This window comes from Micromonospora sp. NPDC049204, assembly GCF_040647935.1.
Classification (GTDB): Bacteria; Actinomycetota; Actinomycetes; order Mycobacteriales; family Micromonosporaceae; genus Micromonospora.
This window is the reverse complement of sequence record NZ_JBEZDC010000019.1, coordinates 142628-150667: the sequence shown is the minus strand read 5'-3', so window position 1 is coordinate 150667 and position 8040 is coordinate 142628. Positions and strand designations below refer to the sequence as shown.

General features: G+C 70.3%; 9 protein-coding genes. 4 read left to right on the top strand and 5 right to left on the bottom strand.

The window, feature by feature from the left end:
- Positions 1 to 95: 95 nt before the first annotated feature.
- From rfbD to AB0A90_RS29450, 4 genes are read left to right on the top strand one after another with little or no spacing between them, the layout of a single operon-like run.
- Positions 96 to 983, top strand: coding sequence for a dTDP-4-dehydrorhamnose reductase (gene rfbD / locus AB0A90_RS29465; protein ID WP_357254266.1), 888 nt, complete (start codon positions 96 to 98; stop codon positions 981 to 983).
- Positions 980 to 1351, top strand: coding sequence for a DUF2304 domain-containing protein (locus tag AB0A90_RS29460; protein WP_357254264.1), 372 nt, complete (start codon positions 980 to 982; stop codon positions 1349 to 1351). The genes rfbD and AB0A90_RS29460 overlap by 4 nt, the downstream gene beginning before the upstream one ends.
- Positions 1344 to 2045, top strand: coding sequence for a glycosyltransferase family 2 protein (locus AB0A90_RS29455; protein ID WP_357254262.1), 702 nt, complete (start codon positions 1344 to 1346; stop codon positions 2043 to 2045). The genes AB0A90_RS29460 and AB0A90_RS29455 overlap by 8 nt, the downstream gene beginning before the upstream one ends.
- Complete coding sequence (locus AB0A90_RS29450; RefSeq protein ID WP_357254260.1) at positions 2042 to 3352, top strand: polysaccharide biosynthesis protein; 1311 nt, start codon at positions 2042 to 2044, stop codon at positions 3350 to 3352. Before AB0A90_RS29455 ends, AB0A90_RS29450 begins: the two co-directional genes overlap by 4 nt.
- 130 nt (positions 3353 to 3482) lie before the next feature.
- Here AB0A90_RS29450 and prcA read toward each other — a convergent pair whose 3' ends face one another.
- The 5 genes from prcA to dop form a co-directional block, all read right to left on the bottom strand.
- Positions 3483 to 4313, bottom strand: a complete 831-nt coding sequence (prcA, locus tag AB0A90_RS29445) for a proteasome subunit alpha (RefSeq protein ID WP_357254258.1) — start codon at positions 4311 to 4313, stop codon at positions 3483 to 3485.
- Positions 4314 to 4374: 61 nt separating this feature from the next.
- Positions 4375 to 5214: a proteasome subunit beta gene (prcB, locus tag AB0A90_RS29440; protein ID WP_357254257.1), complete on the bottom strand. Its 840-nt coding sequence runs from the start codon at positions 5212 to 5214 to the stop codon at positions 4375 to 4377.
- Complete coding sequence (locus AB0A90_RS29435; RefSeq protein WP_357254255.1) at positions 5133 to 5654, bottom strand: endonuclease VII domain-containing protein; 522 nt, start codon at positions 5652 to 5654, stop codon at positions 5133 to 5135. The genes prcB and AB0A90_RS29435 overlap by 82 nt, the downstream gene beginning before the upstream one ends.
- Before the next feature lie 186 nt (positions 5655 to 5840).
- Positions 5841 to 6056, bottom strand: a complete 216-nt coding sequence (locus tag AB0A90_RS29430) for a ubiquitin-like protein Pup (RefSeq protein WP_030332902.1) — start codon at positions 6054 to 6056, stop codon at positions 5841 to 5843.
- 104 nt (positions 6057 to 6160) lie between these two features.
- Positions 6161 to 7678: a depupylase/deamidase Dop gene (gene dop, locus AB0A90_RS29425; RefSeq protein ID WP_357254253.1), complete on the bottom strand. Its 1518-nt coding sequence runs from the start codon at positions 7676 to 7678 to the stop codon at positions 6161 to 6163.
- Positions 7679 to 8040: the final 362 nt, after the last annotated feature.

The following is an 8040-nucleotide window of genomic DNA, read 5'->3' as shown; positions in this document are numbered from 1 at the left end:
CCCAGCATCACCCTCGACCAGGGCCTCGCCGACACCGTCACCTGGTACCGCGACAACCGCACCTGGTGGGAACCCCTCAAGACCACACCCACCGCATGACCCGCCTACTCGTCACCGGCGCCGGCGGGATGCTCGGCCGGGACCTGGTCACCGTGCTGCACACCCGGCCCGACCTCAAGGTGACCGCCGCCAGCCGGGCCGACCTGGACATCACCGATCCCGCCGCCGTCCGCGAGGCCGTCGCCGAGCACGACATCGTGATCAACACGGCGGCGTGGACAAATGTCGACGGCGCCGAGACCAACGAGGCGGCGGCCACCGCCATCAACGGCAACGGCGTCGCGAACCTCGCGTCGGCGTGCGCCGCCAGCGGCAGCCGGCTCATCCAGATCTCCACCGACTACGTCCTCGCCGGCGATGCCCAGTCCCCCTACCCGGAGGACGCCCCCACCGCGCCGGTCAACGCGTACGGCCGGGGCAAGCTGGTCGGCGAGCAGGCGGTCGCCCGACTACTGCCCGACAGTGGCTACGTGGTCCGCACCGCCTGGCTGTACGGCGCGCACGGCCCGAACTTCGTGGCCACCATGCTCCGGCTCGCCGGCCAGCGGGAGTTCATCAGCGTGGTCGACGACCAGCACGGCCAGCCCACCTGGTCCTACCGGCTCGCCGAACAGCTCGTCGCACTCGCCGACGCCGCCCTCGCCGGCCAGGCCGCCGCCGGCGTCTACCACAGCACCTGTGCCGGCCAGACCACCTGGTACGGGCTCGCCCGCGCGGCGTTCACGCTGGCCGGTCTGGACCCCGACCGGATCCGACCCACCACCAGTGACCGGTATCCTCTTCCTGCCCCCCGTCCGGCGTACAGTGTGCTAGCACACAGCCGCTGGGCGGCCGCAGGTCTGCCGTCGCTCCCCGACTGGCATGCCACTCTCGTCGACGCATTCGACTCCCCCGCTCCGCCCGCTCCGTGGAAGGTCGCATGAAGCTCACCCTCGTCACCGGGTTGACCGGCCTGATATTGCTCGCCACCATCGTCGAGCTGCTGCGCCGCCGGCAGCTTCGCGAAAAGTACGGCATGCTCTGGCTCGGCGTCCTGGTGATCGTCATCCCCCTGTCGCTCTTCCCCCGCCTGCTGGACAACGTCGCCGAACTGCTCGGCGTCGCCTCTGGCGTCAGCCTCGTGCTCTTCCTCGGCATCGTCTTCCTGCTGCTGGTCTGCGTGCACCTCAGCTGGGAGGTCAGCCACCTGGAAGAAGAGACCCGCACCCTGGCCGAAGACTTCGCCCTGCTCCGTACCGAGATCGACGCCGAGCGAGCGGCCCGAAACGAACTGGTGTCCCACGATGGTTAACGGCAAGCGGGTCCTGATCATCATCCCGGCGCTCAACGAGTCCGGCTCGATCGCCGACGTGGTCGGCGAGGTCCGCGGCGAGCTGCCCGGCGTCGACGTGATCGTCATCGACGACGGCTCCACCGACCGCACCGCCGCGGTCGCCGCCGCGGCCGGCGCCCGCGTGGCCAAGCTGCCGTACAACCTCGGCGTCGGCGGCGCCATGCGGGTCGGGTACCGGTACGCGCGCGACCACGACTACGACGTCGCCATCCAGATCGACGCGGACGGCCAGCACGACCCCCGGTACGTGCCGAAGCTCGTCGACCTGCTCGACGAGACCGACCTGGTGATCGGCGCCCGGTTCGCCGGCGAGGGTGACTACAACGTCCGCGGCCCCCGCCGCTGGGCCATGGTCATGCTCTCCGGTGTGCTGTCCCGCGTCGCGCACACCAAGCTCACCGACACCACCTCCGGGTTCCGGGCCGCCAACCGTCGGGTGATCGAGATGTTCGCCACCTGGTACCCGGTGGAGTACCTGGGCGACACCGTGGAGACGCTCGTGCACACCGCCCGACGCGGCTACACCATCCGCCAGGTGCCGGTGGCCATGCGCAAGCGGATGGCGGGCACCCCCAGCCACTCCCCCGCCAAGGCCATGATCTACCTCGGCCGCGCCTTCGCCGTCCTCACGTTGGCGCTCATTCGCCGGTGATCCGCCGGCTCCTGAGTCTGGTCCCACCGGGCACCGTCGCCGTCGGCGCCGGTCTCGCCCTGCTGGGACTCGCCTCCTACGTTCACCTGGCGGTCGCCGGGCACAGTCTCACCGAGGCGGACTACAACTCCCTCTCCGTGCTCTGGACGATCGTCTTCACCCTCGGCATCGGCCTGTTCATGCCGGTCGAGCAGGAGGTCGCCCGACTCGTCGCCGCCCGGCACAGCCAGGGCCTCCCCCCCGGGCCGGTACTGGCCCGGGGGGCGGCCCTGGCCGCCGGCCTGCTCGCCGCCGTCGTCGCGCTGATCGTCGTCTTCCGGGAGACGCTCGCCGACCGGCTCTTCGCCGGCGACGGCACCATGGTCACCGTCCTGATCGGCGCGCTGGCCGGACTCGCCGTCGCGCACACCACCCGCGGCATCCTCTCCGGCCTGCAACTGTTCCCCTGGTACGGCACCCAACTCGGCATCGACGGCGGCCTCCGGATCGCGCTGGTCACCGTCCTCGGCCTGAACGGTGTCACCGACCCCGTCTGGTACGGCGCGGTGCTGGTCATCGCGCCCGTCGCCGGCGCCATCCTCACTGCACCACCGGTCCTGCGCGCCGTCGGCGGCGGCGTTCCCGTGACCTGGGCGAGCCTGGTGCGCGGCCTCGGCCTCCTCATCGCCTCCAGCCTGCTCGCCCAGGTCGTGGTCAACATCGGCGTGATCAACGTCAAGGTGCTGGACCCATCCGACGAGGCGACCGCCGGCGCGCTGCTCTCCGCGCTGGTGCTGGTCCGGATCCCGCTGTTCGTCTTCGCCTCGTTGCAGGCATCGCTGCTGCCCGGCCTCTCCACCTCGGCCAGCACCGGCGACCTCACCGGCTTCCACAGCCTGCTGCGCCGCGCCCTGGGCATCGTCAGCGCCCTCGGCCTCACCGGTGCCGTCCTCGCCGTGCTTGTCGGCCCACAACTGGTGCAGACCCTCTTCGACGCGCCCGGAGTCCTCGGCCACGCCGACTTCGCCTGGCTCGCCGTCGCCACCCTCGCCTACCTGTGGGCGATGGTCCTCGGCCAGGCACTCCTGGCCCTCGACCGGCACCGGGCACAGGCCCTCGCCTGGGCCATCGGGGTGGCCGCCCTGGTCGCCGCGACGCTCGCCCCGGTCTCCACCGCGCTGCGAGTCGAGCTCGGCTACGCCATCGGCTCCGTCGTGGTCGCCGCCGTCATGGCCGTGCTGCTGCGCACCCACGCCGCCCGCCCGGCAGCACCCACCGCCGCCCCGACCTTCGAGGCCGCCGCGCCGGGAGTGACCGCAGGACCCTGACCTGGGCCACACCCCCACGCATCACGGCCACACCGGCCCGCGACGCTCGGGACGCCCGCCGCCGCAGATGCTGGACGTACGGCGGCGGGCGGCCCGAACACCGGACCGCCCGCCGCCGTACCAACAGGTGTTACTTGCCGTCCGCCGGCTTGTCCTCCAGGTCAGCGGATGCCGCCGACGTCGTCGGCTTGTGCGACTCGGTGGTGGGCTGCGCCGGAGTGTCCGGGCCACCCGCCTCCGCCGGCTGCTCCGCGGCGGACACATCGCCGTCCAGCAACGCGGTCAGCGCCGCACCGGTGATCCGGCGGAACGTACGCCCCACCCGGTGACGGTCCAACACCGCCACCTCCAACTGGTTGGCGGCGATCGTCCGGGCCGCGCCGCCCTCACCACCAACCGTGCTCAACGCCTGCACCGCCACCCGGGCCGCCTCGCCGAGGGACATGTCCGCACGGTGCTGGGACTTCAGCACACCGGTGATCGCCTCAGCCTGGCCGCCCATGGCCATCCGCCCCGGCTCGTCGTTGACCGAACCGTCGTACGTCAGCCGGTACAACTCGTCGTCGTCCGCGGTCGCCCCGACCTCCGCCACGCAGATCTCCACCTCGAACGGCTTCGACTGCTCGGTGAAGATCGCACCGAGCGTCTGCGCGAACGCGTTGGCCAGAGCCCGCCCGGTGACGTCCCGCCGGTCGTAGCTGAGCCCGTTCAGGTCGGCCATCCGCACACCGGCCCGGCGCAGATTCTCGAACTCGTTGTACCGACCGACCGCGGCGAACCCGATCCGGTCGTAGATCTCGCTGACCTTGTGCAGGGCGCTGGAGAGGTTCTCCGCGACGAAGAGCACCCCGCCGGAATAGCTGAGGACCACGGCGCTGCGACCCCGAGCGATGCCCTTGCGGGCCAACTCGGAGCGGTCGCGCATGATCTGTTCGGGCGAGGCGTAGAACTGCATGGCCACGGCGGCGGTTCTCCTTACGGCGCGGTGCTGACGACTGCTGACTGGTGGGGGTGGACGGGGCTCACCCGCCCGGGTTCTCCATCCGACCGGCGACCACGCCCTCGGCGATCGCCGCCGTCTCGGCGTCGGTCAACCGGCGGGTGCCCTCGGCGGTAGCGGTCATCACCACCGGGTAGATCCGACGGGTCAGATCCGGTCCGCCGGTCGCGGTGTCGTCGTCCGCCGCGTCGTAGAGCGCCTCGACCGCGAGGCGGGTGGCGTCGTCGACCGACACACCGGCCCGGAAGCGCTTCTTCAGCGCCGACTTCGCGAAGAGCGAGCCGGAGCCGATCGCGTCGTACCCGGTCTCCTCGTACGGACCGCCGGTCACGTCGAAGCTGAAGATCCGACCGGCCCGCGCCGGATCGGCGGCGGCCAGGTCGAACCCGGCGAACAGCGGGACCACGGCCAGGCCCTGCATGGCCGCACCCAGGTTGCCGCGGATCATCGACGCCAACCGGTTGGCCTTGCCGTCGAGCGAGAGCATCGCGCCCTCGATCTTCTCGTAGTGCTCCAGCTCCACCTGGAACAGTCGCATCAGCTCGATCCCGATGCCCGCGGTGCCCGCGATCCCCACCAGGGAGTACGCGTCGGCCGGGTGCACCTTCTCGATGTCACGCTGGGCGATCAGGTTGCCCATGGTGGCCCGCCGGTCGCCGGCCATCACGACGCCACCGGCGGCCGAGATCGCCACGATGGTGGTCGCGTGCGGCGCCAGGTCCGCTGCCATGCCCGGCGGCAACGGCCGCCGGCCGGGCAGCATCTCGGGGGCCACCCGACTCAGGAACGTCGTGAAGGAGGACGTCCCCGCGTTGGTGAACACATCTGGTAGACGCCCGGATGGATCAAAGCCCGCTGCCACGTGGTTCCTCTCAGATACGTGATCGCCCTGGCCAGCCTCGTGGGACTGTCACGGAACTGGCCAAGACCACCGTTGCAGTTGAAGCAGAGTATCCCGCGCACCCACCCGGTGCGATGATCGTGGTCCAGATGTTGCGGGTCCGCGCCGCCACAGATCGCGCAGACCCCGCCCTGCTCGGCCAGGAGCTCCTGAAACTCCTTCTCCCCGACGCCGTACCGCCGCCGCAGGTGGTACTCGCGGTTACCCCCGTACAGCCGCTCTTTGGTCTCTCTGGTCCTCGTGTTGTGGCAGGGCTTGCAGTAGGTGGCATATCCGGAGGTGTCCGCCCGGTTACGGGGGAAGGCATCGAACGGCTTGACCGCATCGCAGGTCGGACAGAACTTGTGGCCCTCGGGCACGACGCGGCCTTCGCGCACCTCGCGGTCGAACTTTGCCTTCACCCGACGCGCGTAACTTGCCTTGGATCGCTCGTTGAAGCAGGGCTTGCAGTAACTGCCTCGCCCATCCGGTCTCTTGGAACTCGCACAGAACAGATCGAGCGGCTTCCATTCACTGCAGTCTCGGCAGCGGCGAAGGCCATCCCGATCATCACTCGCTCTAGGCATGTCCGAATTGACCCTATATGCTCACTGACCTCCTTTTTGCACGTAGCCCCTCACGAACTCCTCTGCGTTTTCTTCGAGGACGGAGTCGATCTCGTCGAGGAGGTCGTCGACGTCCTCGGTGATCTCGGCGTGCCGCTCGGCCACCTCGGGGTTGGCCTCGGTGGTGACGTCCTCGATTTCCTCGCCCTGACGGGACTTGCCGGACTGCGACTGGCCGCCGCTGTCATGAGTGGCCATTGCTGCCTCCTCCACGATCGTCTGCGATGAACTTACCTCGCGCGGGCGACGAAAAGCCCGCCGCGCGCCGGCTTGCGGCACGCGGCGGGCATAAGGACGTGCGTTCAGCCGCCGGTCAACGTCTCCAGCAGATCCTTCGCGCTGGCGCAGCGGTCGAACAGCGCCCCGACGTGCGCGCGCGTGCCGCGCTCCGGCTCCATCATCGGCACCCGGACGAGCGACTCCCGGCCCACGTCGAAGATCACCGAGTCCCAGCTCGCGGCGACGACCTCGGACGCGTACTGGGCCAGGCAGCGGCCCCGGAAGTAGGCCCGGGTGTCCTCCGGCGGCTCGGTCATCGCGGTACGCGTCTCGTCGTCGGTTAGCAGCGTCTTCATCGCCTTTCGGGTGACCAGGCGGTGGTAGAGGCCCTTCTCCGGCCGGACGTCGGAATACTGCAGGTCGACCAGTTGCAGCTTGTGCGCCCCCCAGCCGAGCTTCTCCCGCTCCCGGTAACCCTCGAGCAGCCGCAGTTTGGCCACCCAGTCCAACTCGTCGGCGCAGAGCATCGGGTCCCGGCCGAGCCGGTCCAGCACGCTCTCCCAGCGGTCGAGCACATCGACGGTCTGCTCGTCGGCGTCGGTGCCGTAGCGGTCGTCGACAAAGGACCGGGCGCGCTCCAGGTACGCCCACTGCAGGTCGAGTGCGGTGAGCCGGCGACCGTCGCGCAGTCGCATGAGGTGCGCCAGGCCGGGATCGTGGCTGACCGCGCGCAGCTCGCTGACCGGGTCGGCGATGCCGAGGTCGGCGCCGAGCGCCTTCTCCTCGATCATGTTGAGGATCAGAGCGGTGGTGCCGACCTTGAGGTAGGTGGAGATCTCGGAGAGGTTGGCGTCGCCGATGATCACGTGCAGCCGGCGGTACTTGTCGGCGTCGGCGTGCGGCTCGTCGCGGGTGTTGATGATGGGCCGCTTGAGGGTGGTCTCCAGGCCCACCTCGACCTCGAAGAAGTCGGCGCGCTGGGAGATCTGGAAGCCGCTCTGCCCGCCGTCCTGACCGATGCCGACCCGGCCCGCCCCGCAGACGATCTGGCGGGTGACGAAGAACGGCGTCAGGTACGCCACGATGTCGGCGAACGGGGTCTGCCGGCGCATCAGGTAATTCTCGTGGGCGCCGTAGCTGGCGCCCTTGTTGTCGGTGTTGTTCTTGTAGAGGTGGATCGGCTGGCTGCCCGGGATGGTGGCGGCCCGGCGGGACGCCTCCGCCATCACCCGCTCGCCGGCCTTGTCCCAGCGCACGATGTCGCGGGGGGTGGTGACCTCCGGGGTGGAGTATTCGGGGTGGGCGTGGTCGACGTAGAGACGGGCGCCGTTGGTGAGTATCACGTTGGCGAGGCCGAGGTCCTCGTCCGCGAGGGCCTCGGCGGGATCGTAGGCGGCCCCGGAGTAGGTGAATCCGCGGGCGTCGCGCAACGGCGACTCTTCCTCGTAGTCCCAGCGGGCTCGACCACCCCGGTTGAGCTCGGGGCGTGCCCCGTAGGCGTTGACCACCTGTGATGAGGTGACCATCGGGTTGGCTCCGGCCTGTCCGGGCACGGAGATTCCGTACTCGACTTCGGTGCCCATGATCCGACGTACCGTCATGCGACCACTCGCTTCGCTCGCCCCTGGAGCCGGCGTACCCGCCGCTCACACCATCGAGACTAGTCTGCGCGGTGGCGTACCGCGCGGCCCTGCCGGTCGGCGCGGCGCAGCTGCCGTGCCGTGGCGGGTCGCGGTGGCACCCCGCTCCGCCGGCGCGGCGCGCCCGTTGCGCGCGTGAATGCCGTCGATGGCCCGCGGGTCGGCCGCGACCGGGCCGCCGTGGGCGGGGTGCGGACGCGCGGGCTGGTGGGACGCACGCAGCGGCGGCGGCCCCGCCGGTGGGGGGGGGGCGCAGCGGCACGCAGGCGAAGGTCGCCGTGAAAAACAAAAAAAACAACAGCACAAAAACCAAAAACACCACC